Origin of the sequence: Plantactinospora sp. BC1 (assembly GCF_003030345.1) — a bacterium.
In the GTDB taxonomy this organism is placed as follows: domain Bacteria; phylum Actinomycetota; class Actinomycetes; order Mycobacteriales; family Micromonosporaceae; genus Plantactinospora.
In genome coordinates, this window is sequence record NZ_CP028158.1 from 981514 (window position 1) to 1007631 (window position 26118).

Sequence of the window (26118 nt, forward strand, 5' to 3'; positions counted from 1 at the left end):
TGACTACTGTGGACGACACAACGGGGCGGGATACCGACAAAGTGCGGTATGAGCTGGTGCGATCTACATAGGACGGATTGCCCCGGGCGCCTGGCGAGCGGTTGTCGCGGGGTCAGTCCGGCCGGCGGGTGGCGATGGCCAGGAACCGGTGCGCCGCGTCGTCGTAGCCGTCGAGGTGCCACCCCGCACGGAGCGCCGACCGCTGGAGCGGGACTTCGGCCAGCGGCTCCTCGGGGCCGAGAACGCGGCCGTGCCGGGCGGCCAGCGCGGCACGGCCGGACGGGTGGAAGATCACGAGGCGTCCGCCGGGGCGGGTGACCCGGGCCAGTTCGCGGAGCCCGGCCACCGGGTCGGGCAGGTGGGTCAGCAGGCCGGCGGCGAAGACGACGTCGGCGGTCGCGTCCCGGAGCGGGAGGTGTCGGGCGTCGCCGATGAGTAGGGCGGCGGCCGAGTCCCGGCCGTGCGCGACGGCGGCGGCCAACATCTGCGGGGTCAGGTCGAGGCCGATGACGATGCCGCCGGGCCCGACCGCCTGCCGCAGCGCCGGCAACGCACGGCCGGTACCGCAGCCGACGTCCACGGCCACTCCCCCGGCCGGCAGTCGCGCCTCCCGGACGGCGGCGGCGTAGGCGGGCAGGTCGTCGCCGAACCTGGCGTCCCAACTGGCGGCACGGACCCCGAAGAAGGCACGGGACTCGCCGACGTACCAGCGCTCCCTCGGCGCGAGCCGCTCGGCGAGCTGCCGGATCACCGGCCAGTCCGGATCGCGCAGGTCGACGACGATGTCTGCGGCCTGCGCCGCGTTGGCGCTGTCGGCGCCGTCCGCGGTGTTGGCGCTGTCGGCGGCATGGGCGGCATGGGCGCCGTCGGCGGCGTGGGCGGGTTCGTTTTGCCTGGTTGATCCGCCGGGTCGGGTGCGCAGTCGGATGACCACGTCCCAGCCGCCGTTGGGCGGGTGGGCCCGCCAGCCGGGCCCGTCGGCCAGCGCGACCGCCGGCCGGCCTCGGCCCGCCCGCCAGGTTTCCGCGTCGGCCGGCGGTGTGCTGTCGGTGAGCCGGAGGCAGGGGCGGCCGGCGGCGGCGAGGTGGTCGGAAAGGCGGTCGGCGACCACGCCCGCGAGCGGACCGCCGTCGACCAGCACGGTGACCGCACCGGCGGGGAGGGCGGCGGCGAGGTGGTCGAGGACCTCCGTCCACCGCCGGACCTGCTCGCCGGTCAGCCCTCGCGATCCCGGTACGTGCAGCACGTCGCCAGCCATCCCCACATCATGCGGATGCCGGACACATTCGGCTAGTCGCTGTGGCAGATGCGGCACGTTCGGACAGTTTTACCCGGCAGATGCCGGACAGTAGCCTGACCGGGTGACGAGGTTCCGGATCGGCGAGACGGCAGAACTGCTCGGAGTCAGCGTCGACACGGTGCGGCGCTGGATCGACGCCGGACGCCTGCCCGCGCTCCGCGACGAGTACGGGCACCGGCTGATCGACGGGGAGACGCTGGCCGGGTTCGTGCGGGCACAGGCGGCCGAACCGGAGGAGCGCACCGAGGAGTCGTCCGCGCGCAACCGGCTGCGCGGCATCGTCACCGCCGTGGTCAAGGACACGGTGATGGCCCAGGTGGACATCCAGGCGGGGCCGTTCCGGCTGGTGTCGCTGATGAGCCGCGAAGCCGTCGACGACCTCGGCCTGGAGGTCGGGTCGGTCGCGGTGGCGGTGATCAAGTCGACCACGGTGGTGGTGGAGAAGACGACGGCGACCGTCGGCGGACGCGGAAGGAGCGGTCAGCAGTGAGAGCAGCACGATCGCGTACCGGCCTGGCCACGCTCACCGCGCTGGCGGTGCTGGGACTCTCCGGCTGCGGCGACGGCGACGGCACCGCGGAAGCGCCGCCGTCGGGCAGCGGCACCCGGCTCAGCGGAACCCTCACCGTCTTCGCGGCGGCGTCGTTGACCGAGTCGTTCACCCGACTGGGCCGGGACTTCGAGGCGGCCCACCCGGGTCTGCGGGTGAGCTTCAGCTTCGCCGGCAGCTCCGCGCTCGCCAACCAGATCAACCAGGGGGCACCGGCGGACGTGTTCGCCTCCGCCGCACCGGCAAACATGAAGACCGTGACCGACGCCGGTAACGGTGCCGGCACCCCGACCACCTTCGCCCGGAACCAGCTCGTGATCGCCGTACCGAAGGGCAACCCCGGCGGGGTGACCGGGCTGGCCGACCTGACCCGGCCGGGTGTCAAGGTGGCGCTCTGCGCCGAGCAGGTGCCGTGCGGAGCGGCGGCGAAGAAGGCGCTGACCTCGGCCGGGGTGGGAGTCACGCCGGTGACCCTGGAGCAGGACGTGAAGGCGGCGCTGTCGAAGCTGCGGCTCGGCGAGGTCGACGCGGCGCTGGTCTACCGGACCGACGCCAGGGCCGCCGCCGAGCAGGTCGACGGGATCGAGTTCCCCGAGTCGGCCGAGGCGGTCAACGACTACCCGATCGTGGTGTGCAGGGAGGCACCGAACAAGGCGGCCGGGCAGGCGTTCGTCGACCACGTGCTCTCCGACGCCGGCCGGGGCGTACTCACCGCCGCCGGATTCCAGGCGCCGTAGCCGGTGTCCCTCCTCGGTGACGCTCCCTCGACGACCCCGGTGGGCGGGGGCGGGGTGGCACGGCGGCGGCGTACCGGTCGGGTACCGGCGGCACTCCTGCTCCCGGCCGCGCTCGGCCTGCTCTTCCTGGTACTGCCCCTGATCGGCCTGCTGGTACGCGCACCGTGGAGTACCCTCCCGCACCGGCTCACCGAGCCGGGGGTGGTCACCGCGCTCCGGCTGTCCTTGCAGACCGCCACCCTCGCCACCCTGCTCTGCCTGCTCCTCGGCGTACCGCTGGCCTGGCTGCTCGCCCGGGTCGAGTTCCCCGGCCGCCGGGTCGTACGCGCGCTGGTCACCGTCCCGCTGGTGCTGCCGCCGGTGGTCGGCGGCGTCGCCCTGCTGCTGGTCTTCGGTCGCCGGGGACTGCTCGGCGGCTGGCTCGACAGCAGCTTCGGGATCACCCTGCCGTTCAGCACCGCCGGAGTGGTCCTCGCCGAGGCGTTCGTCGCGATGCCGTTCCTGATCATCGCCGTCGAGGGGGCGCTGCGCGGTGCCGACACCCGCTACGAGGAGGCGGCGGCCACCCTCGGCGCCGGCCGGTGGACCACCTTCACCCACGTCACGCTGCCGCTGGTGGCCCCGGGCATCGCCGCCGGGGCGGTACTGTGCTGGGCGCGGGCGCTCGGCGAGTTCGGCGCCACCATCACCTTCGCCGGCAACTTCCCCGGCCGGACCCAGACCATGCCGCTCGCCGTCTACCTGGCGCTGGAGACCGATCTGGAGGCGGCGATCGTGTTGAGCCTGCTGCTGCTCGCCGTCTCGGTGGCCATCCTGGCCAGCCTCCGGGACCGCTGGATCACCAGCCCATGACCGCCGTCTCGGTCGCCCGGGCCGGTGTCGAGGCCGGCACGCCACTGCTCGACGCGCACCTGGTCGTCGACCGGGGCGCCTTCCGGCTCGACGTCGCGCTGCGGATCAGCCCCGGCGAGGTCGTCGCACTCCTGGGTCCGAACGGCGCCGGCAAGACCACCGCGCTGCGGGCGCTCGCCGGGCTGCTGCCGCTGACCGACGGGCACATCACCCTCGGCGGCCGGGACCTCGACCGGCCCAACCGGGACGGCTGGACGCCGCCCGAGCGGCGACCGATCGGCGTGGTCTTCCAGGACTACCTGCTCTTTCCGCACCTCACCGCCCTCGACAACGTCGCCTTCGGGCCGCGCCGGCACGGGGTCGACCGCCGGCAGGCCCGACGACGCGCCGCCGAGTGGCTGGACCGGATGGGCCTGGCCGGGCAGGCCCGGCGCAAACCACGGCAGCTCTCCGGCGGCCAGGCCCAGCGGGTCGCCCTGGCCCGTGCCCTCGCCGTCGACCCGGCACTCCTGCTCCTGGACGAGCCACTCGCCGCGCTCGACGCCCGGACCCGACTCGACACCCGTACCGAACTGCAACGCCACCTCGGCGAGCACCCCGGCGCCACGCTGCTGGTCACGCACGACCCGCTCGACGCCCTCGTCCTCGCCGACCGGCTGGTGATCGTGGAGGAGGGCCGGGTCGTCCAGGAGGGCGACGCCGCCACCATCACCGGACAGCCCCGCACCGACTACGTCGCCCGACTGGTCGGGCTCAACCTCTATCGCGGCGTCGCCGACGGGGAGGCCGTACGGATCAGCGACGGCTTCGCCCTGACCACCACCGACCACCCGCGCGGGGAGGTCTTCGTCGCGTTCCCGCCCTCCGCCGTCGCCCTCTATCCCGGCCGTCCCGAGGGCAGCCCCCGCAACATCTGGCCGGCCACCATCTCGGCGATCCAACGCCACGGCGACAACCTGCGGATCCAACTGGCCGGGCCGATCCAGGTCGCCGCCGACATCACCCCGGCGGCCGCCACGCAACTGCGGCTCACCCCGGGGCAGCCGCTCTGGGCCGCGGTCAAGGCCACCGAGACCCGGGTCTACCCGGCGGCGGGCGGGCGGCAGCAGCCGTACCGGTAGCCGGGGCGGCGGCGGGACGTTCGCGGCTTCCGACCTACGGGCCGGTACGGCGGGGCCGGGAGAGCCTCGCCGTACCGGCCGGGGGGTTCAGTTCGCGGCGCAGGACAGCGTGGGTGCGCTGTTGGTGCCGGTCCACGAGCCGAGGAAGCCGAAGGTGGTGCTCGCCCCGGCGGCGAGGTTGCCGTTGTAGCTCACGTTCCGGGCGGTCACGCTCGACCCGCTGCTGGTCACGGTCGCGTTCCACGCCTGCGAGACGCGCTGGCCGTTGCCGAAGGTCCAGGTCACCGTCCAGCCGGTGACCGCCCGGGAACCCGCGGTCACCCGTACCTCGGCCTGGAAGCCGCCGGACCACTGACCGGTCACGGCGTACGTGGCGGTGCAGGCGCCGCTCCCACCCGGTGGGGTGGTCGTGGGGGTCACCGGCGGAGTGGTGGTGGGCGTGACCGGCGGAGTGGTCGGACCCGGTGTCACGCTGTCGTAGACGGCGGCCTGCCGGGCGGTCGCCCGGATGCCGTTGGCGCCGTTGAAGATCCGCTGGCCCCAGGTGGTGAGCTGGGTCGGGTCGAAGTTGGTGGCCATGTCGAGGATCGGGTCGGTGTTGCCGCTCCACGACCAGCCGAGATAGCCCAGGCCGCGGGCGTTCGCCTCGGCGAGGATCGTCTCGTGGTCCACCTCGCCGGAGTTGAACCGCCAGCCGAACTCGCCGATCACCAGCGGCCAGCCGTTGGCCTGGAAGCGGTTGAGATAGTCGGTGATGCTCGCGGCGGTGTTGAACACCGCGTACATGTGGATCGAGAGTACGGTGTTGCGCTGGGTGTCGGCGTCCAGGATCGTCTGGGCGTTGTCCCGCATGACGTACTGCCAGTCCTGGCCCCAGTTCGGCCCGTCGACCATCAGCAGGTGCTGGAAGCCGTTGCTGCGCATCCTGGCGATGGCCGAGGCGGTGGCGGCGGTCCACTGCCCGGCGTTGGTGTTGCCGATCGGTTCGTTGCCGATGTTGATGACGACGTAGTTCTCCTGGCCGACCAGTGCGCTCTTCTGGCTGATCCAGTAGTCGACCGCCTCGTCGAGCGAGGCGGCCGCCGCCTCCTCGCCGTAGCCGGTGGTGTCGTGCACCTCCAGTACGCAGATCAGCCGGTTCTGCTTGCAGAGCGAGATCACCTCGGCGACGTCGGTGGACGGACCCCACCGCTTGCCACTGCCGAGTACGACGCGCACGGTGTTGGCACCGAGCGCCTTGATGTCGGCGAACGATCGGGTCTGGCCGGTGAACCAGACGTGCGGGTGGTTGACGCCGCGCATGACGAACGTCTGGCCGTTCGCCTCGACGATGTTCCGGCCGCTGACGTGCAGGCCGACGGCGGCATCCGCCGGCCCGACGGAGAGCAGGACTGATCCGGCTACCGCGAGCAGGACGGCGCCGAAGGCAGCGAGTCGTCTTCTCATGACCTACCTCGAACTGAGGCCCCGGGTACCGGGGCAGGGCGGGGTGGCCACGGGCCTGAGCCCCCGACGATCGCTGCCCTGCTCTCGGGGGTGGGTGGGCACAGTCCGCTGGCTCGTTACTGGATGATCCGGCTCGTGGACGCACGGTACGCCGCGCCGCCCCCCGGCGCAATCCATGGCTCTCGATGCAGGTCCGGTGCCGGCGCGCCCCGGCGCCCGGTCAGCGTCGACGCGTGGTGACCAGCCTGACGGCCCGGTAGCCGACGTATCCGACGACGAGCCACGGTGCGACGTTGATGATCACGTCGATCGGTTGGTGCGAGAGGTCCGCCCGCTTGCGGCCGAAGCGCGAGGCCACCCCGTGCCGCTTGAACTCGCTGAGCACCCCGCTCTCGGTGATCGGATTGTCCGGCCGTCCCCGCAGCAGCGCCTGCACCCTGTTCTCCGCCACGTCGACCCGGTCGGCGGCGAGCAGCAGCAGCCAGTGCGCCGCCCGCCCCTCGCTGTACCGCCGGTAGGCGTGCCGGCGGATCACCCCGGAGATCCCCTTCGGCGGGCAGGAGGTGCCGAAGACGGGCGTCAGGAACCGGTGCTCCACCGACCGCTCCCGGGGCCACCTCTCCGGCTGCCGCTCCGGGAACGTCCAGTGCGCGCCGCTGAGGTTCGGGTCGAACTTCTCCTTCGGTACCGAGGGCCGGTCGCGCGGATCGAGGTCGACGCCCCAGCCCGGGATCCGGCTACGGAGTTCGTCGCTGGACTCGGTCAGCTTCGGCTTCTCCGGCGTGTACGCCATTGCTCGTCTCCGGTCTGTCTAGGCGCCGTCGGGCACGATGATGGGCTTGATGCAGCCGTCGAGCTTCGCCGAGAACATGTGGTAGCCCTCGGCGATGTGCTCCAGCGGGACCCGGTGCGTCACGATGTCGCTCGGTTTCAGATAGCCGTTGCGCACGTGTTCGAACAGGCGGGGCCACTGCCGCTTGACGTGGCACTGGTTCATCCGCAGGGTCAGCCCCTTGTTCAGGGCGTCGCCGAACTTGACGGCGCTGAACATCGGGCCGTACGCGCCGAGCACCGAGACCGTGCCGCCCTTGCGTACCGAGTCGATCGCCCAGTTGAGCGCCACCGGTGATCCGCCCTGCAACTTCAGCTTGGTGGCGGTCACCTGCTGGACGAAGCTGCCGTCGGCCTCGGCACCGACCGCGTCGATCGCCACGTCGGCACCGAGGAACTCGGTGATCTTCTTGAGGTGCACGACGATGTCGCCGTACTCGGTGAAGTTGTAGGTCTCGGCGTGGGCGAACTCGGCCGCCTTGGCCAGCCGGTAGTCGAGGTGGTCGATCACGATCACCCTGCCGGCGCCCATCAGCCAGGCGGACTTCGCGGCGAACAGCCCCACCGGGCCGGCCCCGAACACCACCACCACGTCGCCCTCGGCGATCTCGCCGAGCTGGGCACCGAAGTAACCGGTCGCGAGCGCGTCGGTGAACATCACCGCGTCCTCGTCGTCCAGCCAGTCCGGGATGAGGCTCGGGCCGACGTCGGCGAAGGGCACCCGGACGTACTCCGCCTGCCCGCCGTCGTAGCCGCCGCAGGTGTGCGAGTAGCCGTAGATGCCGCCGACCGCGGTCGCGTTCGGGTTGACGTTGTGGCAGTTGGCGTAGAGGCCCCGGGCGCAGTAGAAGCAGGAGCCGCAGTAGATGTTGAAGGGGACCATGACCCGGTCGCCCGGCTTGAGGTTCCGCACCGACGGCCCGACCTCGTCGACGACGCCGATGAACTCGTGCCCGAACGTCATCCCGACCCGGGTGTCGGGCATCATCCCGTGGTAGAGGTGCAGGTCGGATCCGCAGATCGCCGCCCGGGTGACCCGGACGATCGCGTCGTTGGGGTGTTCGATCGAGGGCTGTTCCTTCTCTTCGACCCGGATCCGGTACGGGCCCCGATAGACCATCGCCTTCATACCACTCTCCTGGATCTCACCGCTGCCCAACGCCGTCGACGGCCGCGTCCACCCGAGGCCGTACGCCCGAACTACCCCCCGGCCCCCGCGACAAACTCGACAACCACACCCGGCACGCTGGTAACGCGAGCCGGGTCCGGGCTCGGCGGTACGGAGGTGGGGTCGTCCGGTCAGGCCGCGCCGAGCGGTCCGGTCGGCATCGTGCCGCCCACCAGGCGGTGCTCCGGCGCGGCAGGGTCGGGTTCGCCGACCTCCGCCGCCCACTCCTCGGCGTCGTCGCGCGGGACGTAGCCGATCGCCCGGCCCCCGGCGCTCGACCACCAGCGGCGGGTGTTCGCCGAGACGCCCCACACGAGCCGCCAGCCGGTGGCGGTGAGCGACGCCTCCACCAGCCGCGCCACGTCGTCCGGGGAGAGCCACACCGACAGGTCACGCGGGTCGGCGGGCCGCTCGGCGCAGGAGCCGATGCGCAGGCAGACGACGTGCAGGCCGTGCCGGTCGTGGTACAGCCTGCCCAGCGCCTCCATCGCCGCCTTGCTCCAGCCGTAGTAGGAGTCGGGGCGGGGCGGTACGTCGTCGGGCAGGCCGTCCGGGCCGGCGTCGGAACGCTCGTACAGCCCGACCGCGTGGTTGCTCGACGCCAGCACCACCCGGGGTACCCCGTTGTGGTGCGCGGCTTGCAGGATCCGCTCGGTTCCGCGCACGTTGACGGCGAGCACCTCCTCGAACGGGCCCTCCCCGGAGATCCCGCCGAGGTGTACGACCGCGTCGACGCCCCGGCATGCCCGGTCGACCGCGGCGGCGTCGGTGACGTCGAGCGCCTCGACACCCTCCCCGGCGCGTACGTCGGTGAGCCGCAGCTCGTGCTGGCCCAGCCGCTGCCGCAGCATCCGCCCGATCGATCCCGAGGCGCCGGTCATCAGTATCACCGCCATGCCGTCATGTGCCCGTCCGGCGGCCGCGCATGCCTGTGAACCGGGGACGATCCACAGCGGATGCTCCGGGTGGGCGGCCGAGGGACGCCGGTGGGCCGATGAACGTGCTGTGAACCCGATGTAATCTCTTGGGCGAAGATGCGGCATCCGACGGTGGCGGAGTGTGGCTCACCTGCTGCGCCTCGGGCGTACTGCCCGGCTCGACGGCCGGGGAGTCGCCCGCCGTGGCGTACCCCGGGCCAGCTGCCGGTCGGCCGGCGCGACCGCCGGAGGCGCATCTGCGGTGCCCAGCAGCTTGGATCGTGCCCCGACCCGGACCACCTGAATACACGCCCCGACAGTCCTGGCGGTCCCCCGGCCGCGCAGGTGTGGAGAGGATTTAGGCGATGATGAGTCGTGCCGTTACGTTCACCAAGCGTCACACACCCAATTCCGTACGCGTGGTGGCGCGACGGGTCATGTGTGACGCGCACAACGCCAGACTGCGAGTCGCGGTCCCGGTGGAGTCCCGCAGTGAGTACGAAAACCTGTACCACTGCACCATTCGCAAATCAGCCAGCCAGTGGGTCAAGGCGGTGTTCAACGACCCCGCCGTGTATCGATATTCTGGCCTGCTCCCCTACGATCCGCGCCCCTACAAGTGGCGCTATCCGCAGGCGTTCCCACCCGGCCGCGTGATCTCCTCCCTGTTCGTGTCCCACAAGGGCTTCATGAACATTCCGAAGCCGGATCGATACCGCGCCTTCTTCGTGATGCGGGATCCGCGCGACATCGTCGTCTCCAGCTACTTCTCCTACCGGAACTCGCACACCGCCATGGGCGACATCCTCCAGGTCAGGCGGGTTCTGCAGGAGAAGTCTCCGAAGGAGGGGCTGCTGCACATGATCGGCCACCTCGCCGAGAAGGGCACCTTCAGATCGCTCCGTGCCTGGGCGACCGCCCCGGACGCGGAGACCATCCAGTTGTTCCGGTACGAGGACCTGACCGGAGAGCGGCAGATGGACGAGATGGGCCGGCTGATGCGGCACTGCGGGATCGCCATTCCACCGCCCGAACTGGAGGCGCTGCTGTCCCGTTACAGCTTCTCCAAGATGCGCAGTGCCCCGGAGGGCGCGGGAACGATCTCGCACTACCGGAAGGGACGCTCCGGCGACTGGCGCAATCACTTCGACGACGACGTCCAGGAGGCTTTTGTCGCGGCGACGGGTGACCTCGTCGAGCTTCTCGGATATTCCGCGCACGTTCCGGCTCCCCGCACCTCACGGGAGCAGGATTCCTGATCGTCCGCCGCCGGGCCGGTAATGCGGACCCGAATCCGGCGGGCCCGCCCAGGTACTCCTGAACCAGATTTCCTACCCGAGTGCCTGGGCGGCGGCCGGTCTCCAGGACGCCTGGCGGACCGGCATGTCGGCCAGCCAGACGTCGGCCAGGTCGCCGAGCGGGACGTCGAGGGCCTGACTGAGGCAGACCACGGTGCCGAAGGCCGGTGCGGGAAGGCGACCGGACTCGATCTTGCGCAGCGTCTCCGGAGAGATGCCGGCCGCCAGGGCCACCTCGACGAGGCTGCGGTCGGCCCGCGCGGCCCGGAGCGCGGCTCCGAGGCGCTGGCCGGCGGCGATCTGTTCGGCGGTGAGCGGCTGGCGAACCATGCCCGCAGGATACCCCCGGAGCAACCCCGACCCGGCGTGGTATAAAAATACCGGCACGTGGAGAGGGAGGCTGTGGTGATCGAGTTCAAGTCCGCCGAGGAGATCGGCCGGATGGCGGTGGCCGGCCAGTTCGTCGGCGAGTTGCTCGCCGAACTGAGCGATGTCGCCGCGGTCGGCGTCAACCTGCTGGACCTCGAACACCACGCCCGGCGCCGGATCTCCGAACGCGGCGCCGAGTCCTGCTACTGGGACTACGCCCCGTCGTTCGGTCGCGGTCCGTTCCGCAACGTGCTGTGCCTGTCGGTCAACGACGCGGTGCTGCACGGCCTGCCGCACGACTACGTTCTGCGCGACGGTGACCTGCTCAGCATCGACATGGCGGCCGGCATCGACGGCTGGGTCGCCGACTCCGCGCTCTCCGTCATCGTCGGCACCCCCGACCCGGCCGACCTGAAGCTGATCGAGGCCACCGAGGTCGCGCTGGAGGCCGGCATCACCGCCGCCCAGCCCGGCGGCCGGCTCGGCGACATCTCCGCCGCGATCGGCGAGGTCGCCGACTCGTACGGGTACAGCGTCAACGGCGAGTTCGGCGGCCACGGCATCGGCCGCACCATGCACGAGGCCCCGCACGTCTCGAACAGGGGCCGGCCCCGGCGCGGCCTGAAACTCGAACCCGGCCTCACCATCGCCATCGAGCCCTGGTTCTGCCGCTCCACCGACAAGATCAGGTTCGACGAGGACGGCTGGACGATCCGCTCCGCCGACGGCTCCCGCACCGCGCACTCCGAACACACGGTCGCCATCACGGCTGCCGGCCCCCGGGTCCTGACCCGCCGCCCCACGCCGAGCGCCGCCTCGACCGAGCTGGCCGAAAAGCCCGGCACAGCCTCCTGACCCCCGGGCACTCCGGTGACCGGGGCGTGGCGGTCGGCCACAGTGGACTTTCGCCGGGGTACTAGGCTGGTCGGCATGTCCCGCCCGACGCCCGAGGGGCGCTCGACCGGCAAGCTGGTGCGGGCCTCCGACGAGGTCATCGCCCGCATCGAGCAACAGGTCCTGCCGAAGGTCAGCCCGACCCGACGGGTGACGCTGGCGGGGACGTACGCCTTCATCCTCACCTGGCCGCCGGTCTTCGTCGCGCTCGCGGTCACGACCATCGTCGCGCCGTCGCTGACCGACGGAGCCGGTGTCGGGCGGACCGCCCTCTGGGCGCTACAGTTCGCCGTCCTGATCGCGATCTCGGCGATGCTCGGCACACTGCGGCGGGGTGCCGCCGAGCGTGATGCGGCCGACCCGGACGACTCGACCCGGAGGATCGCGCTGCGCCTCGCGCTGCACGCGCTGCTCACCGCCGCCTGCGCCGGCCTGGTGCTGGCCCCGCAGGGACTCTCAGTCGGCCAGATCGCCTGGCTGACGGCCGTGCTCGTCGTCGTGCTGCACCTACTGCCCCTGGTCGGGGCCAGGCTGCTGCGCCGATCCGGTCGGGGTCGCCAAGCCGGCCTGTCCGAGCCGACGCCCTGACCCTCCGTCGCTCGCGGCACGATCCTCGACGGCTCCCAACAGGGACTCCAGCACCGCCATCGCGCTGTAGAGCTTCATCCGCGCCTGGGACCAGGCGATCGACCGGGGGCCGTCCAGGACCGCCCCGGCCACCTCGTCGCCGCGATGCGCCGGCAGGTCGTGCAGGAACAGCGCTCCGGGCGACCGCTCCAGAAACGCCTGGTCGACGTAGAACGGGCGGAACGTCTCCCGCCACGCCGGATCCGCCTTGCTGGTGCCGGTCGTCTGCCACCGGGTCGTGTAGACGAAGTCCACGCCGCGCCGCGCCTCGGCCGGGTCGTGGCACTCCGTGAGCCGCCCACCGCCCGCCGCGGCGCACTCGGCGGCCCGGTCGAGTACGGCGGCCGGCAGGGCGTACCCGGGCGGGGTCAGGAACGTCAGGTCGACACCGGGGAACGCCGCCGCACCCAGGGCCAGCGCGGTGGCGGTGTTGTTCGCCTCCCCGACGTAGAGCAGCCGCACCCCGGCGACACCGCCCCGGTGCAGCACGATGGTGGCCAGGTCGCAGACGGCCTGGGTCGGATGCTCCTCGGCCGCCATCGCGTTGACCACCGGGATGCCGCTGCTCGCCGCGAGCAGCCGCATGTCGGCCAGGGGTCCCGCGGTCCGCACGACCAGGCCGTCGAGCATCAGGCCGAACATCCGGCCGGTGTCCGCGAGCGACTCCCCGGTGCCGAGTTGCAGGTCGTCCGGGCCGTAGCTGACCACCTGGGCGCCGAGCCGCCCGGCCGCGACGGTGAAGGCCGTGCGGGTCCGGGTGGAGGTCTTCGTGAAGAGCACGCCGACGCTACGCCCGCGCAGCGGCCCGGTGGCCACCACATCCGGGTCGCGGTACGGCTCGACCGAGCGGGTGACCAGCCGGTCGAGGGCGGCGAACGGCAGATCGGCCAGGGACAGCAGGCTCGGCGCGGACCGGTGCGGCGGCGGACCGACGAACGGCGCGGACATCGACACGGGCAGCCTCCAACGTCGACGCGACTCTCAGAACAGCTCCAGCCGCACACCCGCGTCGGTTCTGGCCGCCACGGTGGCGACCGCGTCGACCAGCCCGACGTCCAGGACGGCCATGCCGAACGGATTGCTGACCACGTATCCGGTGCCGGGGCGCCGGGCGGGTCGGTGGCCGAGCAGGACCTGGCCGAGGCTGCCGTCCAGGGGACGGCCGGTCGACGCCGTGCCGGCGGAACCGCCCTCGTCCGTCCACAGTAGCTTATCGTCCTGCATCAGCCGGCCCATGATCCGGCGCGGGTTCTCCCGGATGAGGTCGGCGTCGTCCACGTAGATCGCCTCGGCGCCGAGGATCGCCTCCTCGGTGAGGTCGTCGAGTGAGACGTGTGCGACGAAGCCGCCCGAGGGCAACCACGACGGCGGGATGTACGGCGTGTCGCTGGTGGTCACCGTGACCAGGACGGGTGCCACGCCGACCGCCCGGCGCGCGTCCGGCGCCACCTCGACCGCGAGCCGCGGATAGGCGGCACGGGCCCGGTCGGCGAACGCCTCGGCCCGGTCGGGTACGACGTCGAAGACGTACACCCGGCGCAGCGTGGGGAAGCCGGCGACCATCAGTTCGAGGTGGGTGCTGGCGAGTACGCCGGCACCGAGGAAGGTGACCGCGTCCGGCTCGACGGGGCCGAGTTCGCGCAGACTGAGCAGCGTGTAGGCGGCCGTACGCACCGCGCTGAGCCGGGCCGCCTCGGCGACCAGCACCGGTCGTGCCGTCTCCGGGTCGAAGACGAAACTGAGCCCACCGGCCCGTTCACGGCCGTGTTTCGGATTGCTCACGGCGGCGTTGATGAGCTTCATCCCGTACGCCGTCCCGCCGCCCGCCGCCGGGACCGCGCCGAGCATGGCGATCGCCCGGCTGTAGGCGCCCTCCCCGTTCGTCCAGCTCAGGTAGCCCTCGGCCGGCATCGTGGTGCGGCCCAGCGTGTGTGCCCGGACCAGGTCGGCGACGACCTCCACGGGATCGATCTCGCGCAGGCACGCGCTCACCGCAGCCCGGTCGAGAAAGCGCAGCGTCTCCATGGTCACGAAGCCTCCCATCCGGTGCCGGCCCGGCCCGCCACCGCCCGCAGTGCCGTGCCGACGATCGCCTCGGGGACCGCCACCAGCGGGTGCCCGTCGGGCGCGGAGACCGGTCGCCCGTCCGCCCCGAGCAGCACCATCGGAATCTCGTGCTGTGCACAGCGGATGTAGCCGCGCTTGTTGTCCATCGCCAGCACCGCCCGTACGGCGGCCAGGTCGAGGGCGTGGAAGCGGCGCGCCGGGTCGGGAAGCTCCAGCAGCGACACCAGGAAACGGTGCCGATCCAGCTCACGGTCGGGCAGGCCGTACGCCGTCGCGCTGATCGTGGCGGCGACCAGCATCCCCCAGGCGACCGCCTCGCCGTGCCCCATCCCGCCCCGGGAGGTGAACTCCAACGCGTGCCCGACCGTGTGCCCGTACTCGAAGATCAGCGCCTGCCGCCGCTCCCGAGGATCGGTCTCCAGATAGGAGGCCTTGGCGGTGATCCCGATGTCCAGCAGGTCCAGCAGCCCGTCGGTCGGCCGGTCGACCAACGCCTTCACCGCCCCGACGAACTGGTCCTCCAGGCGGGGCATCGCGATCAGCACGTTCTTGGCCATCTCGGCCAGCCCGGTGAGCATCTGCGGGTGCGGCACCGAGCGCAGCCAGCCGAGGTCGCAGGCGATGAGCGAGGGCGGGAAGTAGGTGCCGCAGAGGTTCTTGCCACCGCTGAGGTTCACCCCCTGCTTCAGGGAGAGCACCGAGTCGAACGCCGCCACGGGGGTGGTGGGCAGGTGCACCAGGCGGGTACCCCGGTAGAGCAGCGCGGCGGTGAGGCCGGCGACGTTGCCGACCAGGCCGCCGCCCATCGCGACGACGAGCGAGCCGCGCCGGACCCGCCGTTCCACCGCGAACTCCAGGATCTCCTGCACGGCGGCGAGGGTCTTGCGCGGCTCGACGGCGTCCAGCACGAACCGCTCCAGCCGGGCCCGGCCGGCCAGCCGTCGCATGACCGGCTCGGCGTGCGGCAGGGCGTGCCGGTCGACGACGAACAGCACCGAGCCGCTGCCGCCGCACTCCGCCTCGACCGACTGCGCGACGGCGGCGGCGCAGTCGATGCCGTACCGGTACGGCACGCGGGCACCGTCCAGCGTCAGCGTCCGTTCCGACAACGTCATGTCTTCTGTCTCCTCCGGTGCCGTCCGGGCCGGGTGGCCGCGCTAGAGCAGGCCGGTCGGGCCGACCGGGCGGGTGGGCGCCACGGCGAGCGTCGCCACGGCGCTCTGGTACTGGCCGACCAGCTCGGCGACCATCTCCTGGCGGAAGAAGCTGGGGTTGTAGAGCAGCACCCCGCCCCGGCGGTCGGCGTCGATCACGACGCCGGGAGCGCCCCGGCGAATCCACAGTGGAATTCGTTCGGGTGGTGCGGTCGGCGACCACTCGGGCCGGACGCTCTCCGCGCCGCCGTCCGGGGGTGCGGCGGTCGCCCGCTCCCCCTCCTCCGGGACCGTCCCCCGCGCCGGTACGGCCGACTGGAACCACGCGTCGAAGAGATGGATGAACGGCCAGGGCCGCTGCTGCCGGAAGGTCGGGTTGACCGCGTCGGCGATCTCGGTGAACGAGGCGGCGTGCCGCAGCGCGTCCACGTTGGCCCGGTGCGCCGTGGCCACGTGTTCCAGGAACGAGCGGCCCGGATCGGCCGAGAGCGGCAGGTAGATGTTGGTGGTGAACTGGCCGATCACGCCGGTGCTGTCGGGCGTGTCCCGGCCGAGGGTGGTGCTGCCGAGGACCAGGCGCCGCTGACCGGTCCGACCGGCGAGCACCAGATGGTACGCCGCGAGCAGCACCGTGAACGGCGTGGTGCGGGCGGTGGTGGCGACGGTCCGTACCGCGTCGGCCACCTCCGGCGGGAGGCTGAACCGGTACTGTCCCTCGCCCTGTAGGTCGGTGCTCCGGTGCTCGACCGGGAACGGCAGCGGCCCGGGCAGCGGGGTCAGCGCCGCCCGCCAGTACGCGGCCCGTCCGTTCGTCCGGTCGCGCAGCCGGCGCTGCCGTTCGGCCACCTCCTGGAAGCCGATCACGGGTGGCGGCTGCGGCGGTCGCAGGCCGCTCCTCGTCCGGTACGCCGCGTCCAGGTCGTCCAGGAACACGCTTATCGACCAGCCGTCCGCGATCACGTGGAACATGCAGACGAGCAGGATGTTCCGGTCGGCCGCGAGGCGGACCAGGGTGACCTGCCAGAGCGGTCCGGCGAGGAGGTCGAAGTCCCGGTACCGCTCGGAGAAGGCGAGTTCGGCGAGGTCGCGCTCCTGCTCGTCTCCGGCCAGGCCGCGCAGGTCGACGACCCGCAGCGGCGGCTCGACGGCCGGGTCGACCCGGATCCACGGGTCGCAGCCGGTGCTGAGGAAGCGGGTACGCAGCGAGTCGTGTCGCGCCGCCACGTCGGCCAGTGCGGCGGCGAGCACCTCGCTGTCCAGGTCGACGTCGAGTTCGACGGTCTGTACGACGTTGAACTTCGCCTGCCCGGGGTCGTCCGGCGCGAAGTACTTGGTGAACTCCCACACCGTCTCCTGGCTCGGTGCCAGGGCCAGCGGGGTGGGAGCGCCGGAACTCATCGCGGTTGCCCGTCCGCCGGGCCGTCGGGGCTCGACGGATCGGCGTTGGTCGCCGCCCGGCGGGTCGGCTCGTCGACCCACTCGAACTCGCCGAACAGGTAGTCCGGCCGGCCGAGCTGGATGGCGGCGACGGCCTTGCCGGCATCGTTCGACCAGTCCAGCAGCGCGCAGGCCACCGCGTCGCGGACCGGGTGGGGTCCGTCGCCCGGCCGGTACCGGCGGTAGGCGTCCCGGGCCAGCAACGCGGCGGCGACGAGTGGGGCGGCCAGCAGGCTGCGCCCCCGGGTGACCCGGGCGGCGGCGACACCGGCCGCCGCGGCCACGCCGACGGCGCTGACGGCGTTCGTCTTGGCGCGGCGCCGGCCCGGGTGCACCTGGGAGAGCCACTGTCCCGACCGGCCGTACGTGTAGAGCCGCTGGCACACCGCGCGGAGCGACTCGCTGTTGCCCGGGTGGTGGATCACCTCTGCCTTGGGGTCGCACTCGATGACGTAGCCGGCCGCGCTCAGTCGCAGCCCGAGGTCGACGTCCTCGCCGGCGACCACGGTCAGGGTGTCCTCGGCGAAGCCGCCGACCTGCTGGAAGGCCGACTTGCGCAGCGCCAGGTTGGAGGTGGTGGCCCAGGTGACCCGGGTGTACCTGATCGGCCGGTCGAAGGCGGTGTTCAGGTACGGCGAGCGGCGTGCCACGCGGAAGACCGCGGTGTCGCTGTCCCGGACCCGGGTCGGGCCGGCCACGCCCGCGACGTGCCGTGGCGCGCTGTGCAGCCGCGACACGTGCCGCTGCAACACGTCGGGCGCGAGTTGGCAGTCGGAGTCGGTGAAGAGCACGAGGTCGTGGCGGGCCAGCGCGACCCCGAGGTTGCGTTTCGCGCCGACGTGCCGGGGACCGGTCACGTACCGGGCGCCGGCGCGCTCGCAGTTGGCCCGGTGCCGGGCGGCGTCCTCGGCGCAGGAGTCGTCGACGACGACCACCTCCACCGGCGCCGGGCAGCGGGCCGCCGCCACGGCGAGGCTCTCCAGGAGGTCGGCGAGTTCGGCCACCCGCCCGCGTACCGGGACCACGACCGAAATGCCTGGTGGATCGGCCGCCGGTGGTGGCAACTCGCCGCTCACAATGACGCACCCTTTCGCGATTGCACCCCGAATGCATACTGATACGTATTGTCAGCGAAAGTTTCGGTTACGCCCTGCAATCCAACGGCAGAATCCGGCATGCGTTATCTCCATGCAGACGGTGAAAGGTGCAAGCAAAGTTGGCGGCGACCACTGGCGCATACGCTTGCGAAAGGACTTGCAACGGCAGTTGCGCGACTTGCCGAACCCTAACCCGCAATCACGGACCGGTCCAGCGCGCTTCTCGACCCGCCCGATCCGGGACGTCGCAAAACGCGTTCGGGCCGGTGACCGGCCCGCAAATCGGCCACGACACGACCATGCCGGACCAGGGTGACCGGGCATCCGTGGCGACCGGGCGAGATGTGCGCCGGGGCGTGGTCCACGCCCCGGCGGGTACGACGTCCGCGCGGCCGGAGGTGGCCCGATCGGCGAGCCGGACTCGACGTCGGCGGCGCCAGACACCTCAGCCCGCCCGGCATGTCGACGCCGAGCGGGCTGCTTCGAGGGGTTGCGGGGTACGTCGTGCCGGGCGGCTGCCCGGAGGGCTGCGGGGTGTGCCGGCGACGGCCGGTCAGGCCATCCGGCGGACCCGCTGCTCGAGCTGGTCGGCCAGGCCGCTCCACTCGGCGGCGCACTGACGGCCCAGGTCAGCCAGCACGTAGATGCTGTGCGGGGGCACGTCGGCGGCGACCTCCTCCCAGCCCTCGGTGCCACCGGCGCGCAGGTTGAGCCAGCGCAGGATGTTCCGGCCGGACTCGGTGAAGCGCAGCGACGGGTCGTTCATCAGCCCCTGGAGGATGGCGGCCCGGCTGGACTCCGGCGCGGACTGCGGGTGCATGTTCGTCGGCTCGCGGGAGGGCTCCCGGGCGGGGACCGGCTGGGGGCGCCGGGTCGCGTCGATCAGGTGGTTGTTGCGGCGCTCGCGAGGGGGTACCGGATCGTCGCCACGGCGCACCCGGGCGCGCACGTCCCGGGCCGTCGCCAGGGAGATGCCGGCCTCCCGGGCGATCTCCCGGAGCGACGCCTCGGGCCGCGCGGCGATGATTTCGCTGGCCAGGACGCGCCCGGAGGCGCTGCTCACCGGCCTGGTGCGGCCGTCCCGGCCGACCCGGGCGGAGACCGTGGCGGCGCCGGCCCGGTGCCGGACGCTGGCGACGGTGCCGGGTGCGAGGCCGGTGGCCTTGCCGACCGCGCGGTCCGACCACTCGGGGTGCGAGCAGATGATCCGGGCGGCCGCCGCCTGCCGTTCGGCCAGCGAGAGCGGCAGCCCGTGCGCGGTGTTGGCGCGGACGGCGGCGACGAACTCCTCCCGCTCGCTGCCGTCGAAGAACTCGACCTCGATGTACTCCTCGCCGCGCAGCATCGCCGCGTGCAGGCGGTGCATCCCGTCGATGACCCGCATCGTCCGGCGGCTGACCAGGATCGGCGGCAGTGTCGCGTCGATCTCCGCCAGCATCCGGCTGTGCTCCATGTTGAGGCCGGACAGCCGGGGCGAGTCCGCCGACCTCAGTTCCTCGATGCGGACCAGATCGGTACGCAGGGCATCTGGCACCGCCCCGATACGCTGGGCAAGATCGACGATCTTCCTGCCGTTCTGCTCCACCGTTACTCCCCCCGAAGGACCGTGGCTGGAAACGACGGCACGGCGTCGCGGCAAACGCCACTATAAAGCGGCTTTGCCGTTACGAAGTATTGACTAGAGCCTAACCCCCGTGCTGATCCGACGATAACACGCGCGTTTCGGAGACGACAGGTTAGGAAAGCACCAAGTCGATTATCGGCTTTATCACCAACGCCGCGCCGCGTCAACCATCGGCCCCTGTTTCGAGACCGCCGCGTTCCATAAACTCCGCGATACCGGCGACCGTTGGCTGGTCATAGACCTCGTGTACCGGCACGTCCACGCCGAACACCGACCGCAACTCGAACGCCAGCACCGTTACCGTCAGAGAGTCCGCGCCGAGCTCGAAGAAGTCGTCGTGCACACCGACGGACTCGCGCCGCAGGACCGTGGCACAGATGTCGGCGACGGCGCGCTCGGTCGGGGTACGCGGGGCGGTGGCGGCGGAGGACGGCCGCGCGGCCGACGGCCAGGGCAGGGCGGCATGGTCCACCTTGCCGTTGGCGTTGCTCGGCAGCGACGTCACCGCCACCACCGCCGGCACGAACGCCGCCGGAAGATGCCTTCGTACGTGTCCGGTCAGCTCCGCCGCGTCGGCTTCGCCGGTTTCGACGAAGGCCACCAGCCTCGGCGTACCGTCCACCGCCGCCCCGGTGGCCACCACGACCCGCTCGACGGCGGGATGCGCCGCCAGTACCGCCTCGATCTCGCCCGGTTCGATCCGTACCCCGTGGACCTGCACCTGCCGGTCCGACCGCCCACGATGCTCCACCAGGCCGTCCAACCGCTCCCGGGCGAGGTCGCCGGTCGCGTATAGCCGGCGCCCCGACCCGCTCGGGTCCGGCCGGAAGGCGGCGGCGGTGCCCGCCGGATCGCCGAGGTAGCCCCGGCCGACCCCGAAGCCGCCGACGTAGAGCTGACCGACCGTGCCGGTGGGGACCGGCTCCAGCGCGTCGTCGAGGATGTGCAGCCCGGCATGCGGGTAGGCGCTGCCGATGGGGCAGTTGTCACCCTCCGGCGCGGCGCCGAGGTGCCAACTGGCGACGTCGTCACTGCACTCGGTCTGCCCGTACGCGTTCACCAGCGGGACCGCCGGGTAGCGCTCGAACCAGCGCCGGGCGACGTGGGCCGGTAGCGCCTCGCCGGTGGAGATCATGAAACGCAGGTCGGGCAGCGGCACCGGCTCGGCGCTCGGCCGCAGCGCCGCGTCGAGATACGAGGCGACCACCTCCGCGACGGTGATCCGCTCGCGCGCCAGCACCGGCACCAGCGCGGTCGGGTCCTCGACCACCTCGTCGGGCAGCACCACCACCTCGGCGCCGACCAGGAGTGGGGCCAGCAGCTGCCAGACCGCGACCACGAAGGTGGACCGGGCGGTCTGCGCCACCCGGTCGCCGCCGGCGAGCCCGAACTCGTCGATCTTGGCGAGCAGGTGGTTGAGCACGCCGCCCGCCTCCAGCAGTACGCCCTTGGGCAGGCCGGTGGAGCCGGAGGTGTGCAGGACGCAGGCCAGGTCACCCGGGTGCCCGAGCGGTGGGTCCGGTACCGCTGCCGGCAGCGCCCCGGCGATCGGGGCCGCTGCACCGCTGTCGATCGGCACCGCCGCGACGCCGTCGGTGACCTCCGCGAGTACCGCCGCGCAGTCCGGTCCGGTCAGGACCAGGGCCGGGGCGCTGCCGTCGAGCACCGCGCGCAGACGCGGGACCGGATCGCCCGGATGCAGCGGCAGGTACGCCGCACCGGCCCGCAGCACCGCGACGACACCGACCAGCAGTTCCACGCCGCGCGGCGCGAGCACGCCGACGACGCTCTCCCGGCCCACGCCCCGGTCGCGCAGCAGGGCCGCCAGGGCGGCGGTGCGCTCGTCCAGCTCGGCATAGCTGAGCACCCGGTCGCCGCAGGAGACCGCCCGGGCCTGCGGCGTGCGCGCGGCCTGCCGCCCGAAGCGGAGGGCGAAGGATTCGCCGCCGGCCCGGTCCGCCGGCTCGCCGCCGGGTCGGGCCTGCGGAGAGCGCAACCGGTCCTGCCGCCCGGCCGGGTCGGCGGCGAGTGCCGCGAGGCAGTCGCGGTAGTAGCCGACCAGGCGGTCCACCTCGGCGTCGCCCAGGCCGGTGCAGCTCAGCTCCAACCGGATCGCGCCGCTGTACGGGTCGACGCCGAAGTCGGCCAGCAGCGACAGGCCGGTCTGGTCGCGCAGATCCGTCTCGATCACCTCGACGCCGGCCTGCTCCATCTGCCGGTACACGTGGAAGGAGGTGAAGTTGAACGCGGTGTCCAGCAGATAGGCCACGCCCAGGTCGCGGGTGATCCGGGTCAGCGGGTACCGGCGGTGGGGCAGTTGCGCGGTCTCCAGGGCGAAGACCGCGCGCACCAGCTCGGCCCAGCTACCCGCGCCGACCCGGACCCGCAGCGGCAAGGTGTTGAGGAACTGGCCGAGGACGCGCTCGCCGTCGGCCACCTCCATCCGGCCGTTGGCGACCAACCCGGTGACGACGTCGGCCTCGCCGGTGGCGAGCGTCGTGGCCCGGACGTGCGCGGCGAGCAGCACGCTCTTGAGCGGCACCGCCAGGGACCGGGCCACCCCGGCGAGCCCCTCCGCGACCTTCGGGTCCACCGGCACGTCGACCAGCCGGTGCCGGTCGCCGCGCCCGCCGCGCCCGGGCGAGAGCAGCGTGCCGGTGGTGCCGGCGAGCCGGTCGAGCCAGAAGTCGCGGTCGGCCACCCGGGCCACGCTGTCGCGTTCCGCCGCGACGAAGTCGACGAAGGCGGCTCGACACGGCCGCTCCGCCACCGGCGCGCCGCCGACCGCGGCGAGATAGCGGCCGAACAGGTCGGTCAGCAGCGTCGCCACGCTCCAGCCGTCGAGTACGGCCTCGTGCATCGTCAGCGTGAACTGGAACGTCTCGTCGGTGCGGCGATGCACCGCGAAGCGCACCAGCGGGGCCTGGGCCCAGTCGAAGCGCCGGGCCTGCTCGGCGGCGACGAAATCGGCGAGTGCCCGCTCCCGCTCGTCCGCCGGCAGGTCCCGCAGGTCGTACACCTGCAGCGGCACCCGCGCGGTCTCCTGCACCAACTGGAGCGGCTCGCGGAATCCGGTGAGGGCGAAGGAGGTACGCAGGATCGGGTGCTCCCGCGCGATCTGGTCGAGTACCTCGCGCAGCAGGTCGGGGTGGAGCGGCGCCCGCAGGTGCGCGGTACGGGTGTTGTGGAAGACCGGTGCGCCCGGGCGGTACTCGCTGTCGAAGACCATCCCGGCCTGGGTCGCCGCGAGCGGGTACGCCGCCACGACGCCGTCCGGCAGCGCCGCCCGGTCCGCGTCGTCGAGCAGTTCGAACGGGCCGACCGGTCGGGCCGGGGCGGTCGGATCGGCCCGCTCGGGTGCGGCGGCGATCGCGGCGGCCAGCCGGCGCACGGTCCGGTGCTCGAACAACTGCTGCACCGAGAAGGCGACGTCGCGCTCGGCGGCGACCGCCCGCATCTGGATGCTCCGGATCGAGTCGCCGCCGAGGGCGAAGAAGTCGTCGTCGATGCCGACCCGGTCCACGCCGAGCGCGGCCACCCAGACCGCGCAGAGCACCTCCTCGGTCGGGAACCGGGGCGCCTGGTACGCGGCGGTCAGCTCCGGCCGGCTGCTGTCCGGGGCCGGCAGTGCCGCCCGGTCGACCTTGCCGCCGCGCGTGGTGGGAATCGCGTCGATCGGCACCAGCACCGCCGGCACCATGTACGGCGGCAGCCGCTCCCCGAGGAACTCGCGCAGCGCGTCGAGCGACGGCGCCCCGGTGCCGGCGACGTAGTAGCCGACCAGGCGGGGCCCGGCGACGCCGTCGCGTACCGTCGCCACCGCGTCCCGGACATCGGGGTGCTGGCGCAGCGCCTCCGCCACCTCCGCCGGCTCCACCCGAAAGCCGTTGATCTTCACCTGGTCGTCGATCCGGCCCAGGAAGTCGAGCCGCCCGTCGGCGCGGTACCGGCCGAGGTCGCCGGTGCGGTAGAGGCGTCCACCGTCGCCGAACGGGTCCGGGACGAACCGCTCGGCGGTCAGGTCGGGGCGGCCGAGATAGCCACGGGCGAGCCCCGGCCCGCCGAGGTACAGCTCACCCGGCACGCCCGGGGGTACCGGCCGACCCCGCTCGTCGAGCACGTAGACGTGGTATCCGGGCAGGGGCCGGCCGATCGGCGGCGCCGCACCCGACACGTCGGCGGTGAGCCGCAGGTAGGTGGCGTTCACCGTCGCCTCGGTCGGGCCGTAGCAGTTGTAGACGGCGGTGGCCGGCGCGGCGGCGAGGGTCGCGGCGAGCGGACCGGGCAGCGCCTCACCGGCCACGATCAGCAGGGCCGGCGGTGTCCCGTCGGCGCCGGCCGGCGCCAGCAGCCCGGCGTCGACCAGCGTGGCCAACTGGGTGGGGGTGGCGTTCACTGCCGCGATGCCCTGGCCCCGGAGGTACCGGACCAGCCCGTGGTTGTCCCGCCGCAGCGACGGCGGCAGCAGGTGGAGTTCGTGCCCGTCCAGGAGCAGGACGAGCTGTTGCAGCGAGGCGTCGAAGGTGACCGGGGCGTTCAACACCACCCGGGCGGGCCGGTCGAGGTGTCCACCGTAGACGGCGGCCCGCATGGCGTCGTGGAAGGCGGCGAGCGCGCGGTGGCTGACCAGGACGCCCTTCGGCCGCCCGGTCGAGCCGGAGGTGTAGATGGCGTAGGCGGGATTGTCCGGGCCGGCCACCGGCGCCGGGTCCGCCGTCGGCTCGTCCGGGTCGGCCGGCGGCAGGTCGGTGTCCAGCCGCAGTATTTCGGCCGAGGGCAGGCTTAGCCGGGTGGCGACCTCGGCGACCGTGACGACCAGCTTCAGTCCCGCGTCGCGGAGCTGGAACGCGACCCGCTCCGCCGGCCCGTCCGGGTCCAGCGGTACGTAGCCGCCGCCGGCCTTCAGCACGGCCAGCACGGCGACCGGCAGCTCCGGGCCGGGCGGCAGGCAGACCCCGACGAGGGTCTCGGCGGCGACACCACGGGCCGTCAGGTGCCGGGCCAACCGGTTGGCCCGGGTGTTCAGCTCGCCGAAGGTGAGGGTGGTGTCGCCGTACACCACCGCCGGCCGGTCGGGCGTGCTCGCCGCCCGGTGCTGGAAGCGGTGGTGGAAGCAGATCGGCTCGACGGTCGACGGCGGTGCGGCCCGCCAGGTGCCGGCCAGCAGGGCGCGCTGCTGCGCGGGGGGCAGCAGCGACAGCTCCGCGACCGGGGTGTCAGGGCGACTAAGCGCCTCCCGGAGCAGCTGCCCGAGGTGGGCCGCGAGCCGGGACGCGGTGGCGTCGTCGAGCGCCTCCGCGTCGTAGCGCAGCACGGTCGCGAGCCCGTCCGGGGTACGCACGACGGAGAGCTTCAGGTCGAAACGGTCGGCGGGGCCCTCGGCAGCCACCACCCGGAAGGTCACCGGGCCGGCCTGCACGGCGCCGGGCAGGTCGAGGTACTCGAAGGCCAGCGGGACGTACGGGGTGGCCGCCTCGGCCGGCAGGTCCCAGCCGAAGTACTGGTGCAGCCGGCCGTTCTCGGCGTCCGCCGCACCGAGCCGTTCGACGGCGGTGCGCAGCGACCACTGTGGATCGACGGTGGCGAGGTGCGGCGTGAACCGGGTGAGCGGCCCCACCACGTCGGCGAGTTCCTCGTCGTCGCGGCCGTCGGCGGCCACCGCGACCAGGACCCGCCGCTCGGCGGTGAGCCGGGCCAGCAGCACCCGCCACACCGCCAGCAGCACCGCGTCGGCCGGTGCCTCGAAGCCGTCGATGGCGGCCGAGGTCTCCGCCTCGACGGGGACGGGACAGTCCCGGGGCGTGCACCGGTCGGATCGCGGGTCGGGGGCCCGTTCCGCCAGCGGCAGGTCGCGAGCGAGCGCCTCCCGGAGACCGTCCTCTTCGGACAGGGTCTGCCAGTGGTCCCGGCCGGCGGCCGACTCGGGCGACTCCAGCAGTTCGTTGAGCCACTCCGCCAGGTCGGCGTACTGCACCGGCTCGGTCGTCGGGGCCGGCCCTCCGACGGCCGCGTGGTACTCCGCCGCGATCGCCGCCGTCAGCGGGCCGATCGAGCCGGTGTCGAGGCACATCGCCGACGCGGTCACCTCCAGGCGGTGCCGGTCGGGACCGAGCCGGGTGAGCCGGAAGCGCGGCGGGGTCCGCACACCGCCCACGGCGTCGGCGTCGGGTCCGGGTTCGGGAACGGCGCCGTCCACGTCGAGTCGTCCCGGCCGGGCCGGCCCGATCGCCTGCACCGGCAGGCTCATCGACGGCAGGGTGGGAAAGCCGGTGCGCAGGATCTCGTACCGCGCCACCACCGCGTCGACGGCCGTGCCGAGGGCCGCCACGTCCAGTGGCCCGTCCACCGCGACCACGCCGCGCACCAGGTAGGGTCCGGGCTCACCGGCCGCGACGGTCGAGATCCGCTGCTGCAACGGCGAGAGCCGGTACGCCTCACCGGCTCCGGCGCCACCGGCCTCCGCGTTCTCAGTGACAGTCACGGGCGACCCCCATCGGACGGTACGTCGGTTGAGACACCACACACTCCTGGCCGCCTGTGGCGCACGGTTCCCGCGTGGCCGACCCGATCGCGCCAGTGCGGCGATCCGGGCCAGGACGGCGAAGGCGACCAGGTCGTATCGGCCGATC

At 72.8% G+C, this 26118-nt stretch carries 20 protein-coding genes; 7 read left to right on the forward strand and 13 right to left on the reverse strand.

What is annotated here, in order from left to right; all coding sequences use genetic code 11:
- Positions 1–112: 112 nt before the first annotated feature.
- Positions 113–1258: a class I SAM-dependent methyltransferase gene (locus C6361_RS04150; RefSeq protein ID WP_107266810.1), complete on the reverse strand. Its 1146-nt coding sequence runs from the start codon at positions 1256–1258 to the stop codon at positions 113–115.
- A 103-nt stretch (positions 1259–1361) separates the two neighbouring features.
- Between C6361_RS04150 and C6361_RS04155 the strand changes: the two genes are divergently transcribed.
- The 4 genes from C6361_RS04155 to C6361_RS04170 are packed head-to-tail and all read left to right on the forward strand — an operon-like array spanning position 1362 to position 4560.
- On the forward strand, positions 1362–1790 hold the full coding sequence (locus C6361_RS04155; RefSeq protein WP_107255872.1) for a molybdopterin-binding protein: 429 nt from the start codon (positions 1362–1364) through the stop codon (positions 1788–1790).
- Complete coding sequence (modA, locus tag C6361_RS04160) at positions 1787–2587, forward strand: molybdate ABC transporter substrate-binding protein (RefSeq protein ID WP_107266811.1); 801 nt, start codon at positions 1787–1789, stop codon at positions 2585–2587. The genes C6361_RS04155 and modA overlap by 4 nt, the downstream gene beginning before the upstream one ends.
- 39 nt (positions 2588–2626) lie before the next feature.
- Positions 2627–3439, forward strand: a complete 813-nt coding sequence (locus C6361_RS04165) for an ABC transporter permease (RefSeq protein WP_369931404.1) — start codon at positions 2627–2629, stop codon at positions 3437–3439.
- Complete coding sequence (locus tag C6361_RS04170) at positions 3436–4560, forward strand: ABC transporter ATP-binding protein (protein WP_107266813.1); 1125 nt, start codon at positions 3436–3438, stop codon at positions 4558–4560. Before C6361_RS04165 ends, C6361_RS04170 begins: the two co-directional genes overlap by 4 nt.
- An 87-nt stretch (positions 4561–4647) precedes the next feature.
- Here C6361_RS04170 and C6361_RS04175 read toward each other — a convergent pair whose 3' ends face one another.
- The 4 genes from C6361_RS04175 to C6361_RS04190 all read right to left on the reverse strand — a co-directional run bounded on the left by C6361_RS04175 (position 4648) and on the right by C6361_RS04190 (position 8901).
- On the reverse strand, positions 4648–6006 hold the full coding sequence (locus tag C6361_RS04175) for a cellulase family glycosylhydrolase (RefSeq protein ID WP_107266814.1): 1359 nt from the start codon (positions 6004–6006) through the stop codon (positions 4648–4650).
- 220 nt (positions 6007–6226) lie between these two features.
- Positions 6227–6799 (reverse strand): hypothetical protein, encoded by a 573-nt coding sequence (locus C6361_RS04180; protein WP_107255877.1) that lies wholly within the window; start codon positions 6797–6799, stop codon positions 6227–6229.
- Between the two features lie 18 nt (positions 6800–6817).
- Positions 6818–7966, reverse strand: a complete 1149-nt coding sequence (locus C6361_RS04185; protein ID WP_107266815.1) for a zinc-dependent alcohol dehydrogenase — start codon at positions 7964–7966, stop codon at positions 6818–6820.
- 170 nt (positions 7967–8136) lie between these two features.
- Positions 8137–8901 carry an NAD(P)-dependent oxidoreductase gene (locus C6361_RS04190; RefSeq protein WP_107266816.1) on the reverse strand — a complete coding sequence of 255 codons (765 nt, stop codon included), beginning with the start codon at positions 8899–8901 and terminating at the stop codon, positions 8137–8139.
- Between the two features lie 386 nt (positions 8902–9287).
- On the opposite strand from C6361_RS04190, the gene C6361_RS04195 reads away from it, so the two are divergent.
- On the forward strand, positions 9288–10181 hold the full coding sequence (locus C6361_RS04195) for a sulfotransferase domain-containing protein (protein ID WP_107266817.1): 894 nt from the start codon (positions 9288–9290) through the stop codon (positions 10179–10181).
- A 72-nt stretch (positions 10182–10253) separates the two neighbouring features.
- Here the strand turns inward: C6361_RS04195 and C6361_RS04200 are convergent, their stop codons facing one another.
- On the reverse strand, positions 10254–10550 hold the full coding sequence (locus tag C6361_RS04200; protein WP_107266818.1) for a helix-turn-helix domain-containing protein: 297 nt from the start codon (positions 10548–10550) through the stop codon (positions 10254–10256).
- A gap of 75 nt (positions 10551–10625) precedes the next feature.
- Here C6361_RS04200 and map point away from each other — a divergent pair, with 75 nt between their 5' ends.
- Both map and C6361_RS04210 read left to right on the forward strand, forming a co-directional pair.
- A complete protein-coding gene (gene map / locus C6361_RS04205) occupies positions 10626–11444 on the forward strand; it encodes a type I methionyl aminopeptidase (RefSeq protein WP_107263535.1) in 819 nt (272 codons plus the stop codon).
- Between the two features lie 75 nt (positions 11445–11519).
- Positions 11520–12071 carry a hypothetical protein gene (locus C6361_RS04210; RefSeq protein ID WP_107266819.1) on the forward strand — a complete coding sequence of 184 codons (552 nt, stop codon included), beginning with the start codon at positions 11520–11522 and terminating at the stop codon, positions 12069–12071.
- Here C6361_RS04210 and C6361_RS04215 read toward each other — a convergent pair.
- The 7 genes from C6361_RS04215 to C6361_RS04245 all read right to left on the reverse strand — a co-directional run bounded on the left by C6361_RS04215 (position 11991) and on the right by C6361_RS04245 (position 25970).
- Positions 11991–13058, reverse strand: a complete 1068-nt coding sequence (locus C6361_RS04215; protein ID WP_107266820.1) for an ornithine carbamoyltransferase — start codon at positions 13056–13058, stop codon at positions 11991–11993. The two genes, C6361_RS04210 and C6361_RS04215, sit on opposite strands and share 81 nt — an antisense overlap.
- 33 nt (positions 13059–13091) lie before the next feature.
- Positions 13092–14135, reverse strand: a complete 1044-nt coding sequence (locus C6361_RS04220) for a hypothetical protein (protein WP_234359556.1) — start codon at positions 14133–14135, stop codon at positions 13092–13094.
- A 2-nt stretch (positions 14136–14137) separates the two neighbouring features.
- Complete coding sequence (locus C6361_RS04225) at positions 14138–15292, reverse strand: hypothetical protein (RefSeq protein WP_107255884.1); 1155 nt, start codon at positions 15290–15292, stop codon at positions 14138–14140.
- Positions 15293–15334: 42 nt separating this feature from the next.
- Entirely contained in the window at positions 15335–16729 is a 1395-nt protein-coding gene (locus C6361_RS04230) for a condensation domain-containing protein (protein WP_107266822.1), read from the reverse strand.
- Entirely contained in the window at positions 16726–17844 is a 1119-nt protein-coding gene (locus C6361_RS04235; RefSeq protein ID WP_159079164.1) for a glycosyltransferase family 2 protein, read from the reverse strand. The genes C6361_RS04230 and C6361_RS04235 overlap by 4 nt, the downstream gene beginning before the upstream one ends.
- 574 nt (positions 17845–18418) lie before the next feature.
- The gene (locus tag C6361_RS38950; RefSeq protein ID WP_199853233.1) at positions 18419–19450 is read right to left on the reverse strand and encodes a ParB/RepB/Spo0J family partition protein; all 1032 of its coding nucleotides are present in this window, start codon (positions 19448–19450) and stop codon (positions 18419–18421) included.
- A 202-nt stretch (positions 19451–19652) separates the two neighbouring features.
- Positions 19653–25970: a non-ribosomal peptide synthetase gene (locus C6361_RS04245; RefSeq protein WP_107266824.1), complete on the reverse strand. Its 6318-nt coding sequence runs from the start codon at positions 25968–25970 to the stop codon at positions 19653–19655.
- Positions 25971–26118: the final 148 nt, after the last annotated feature.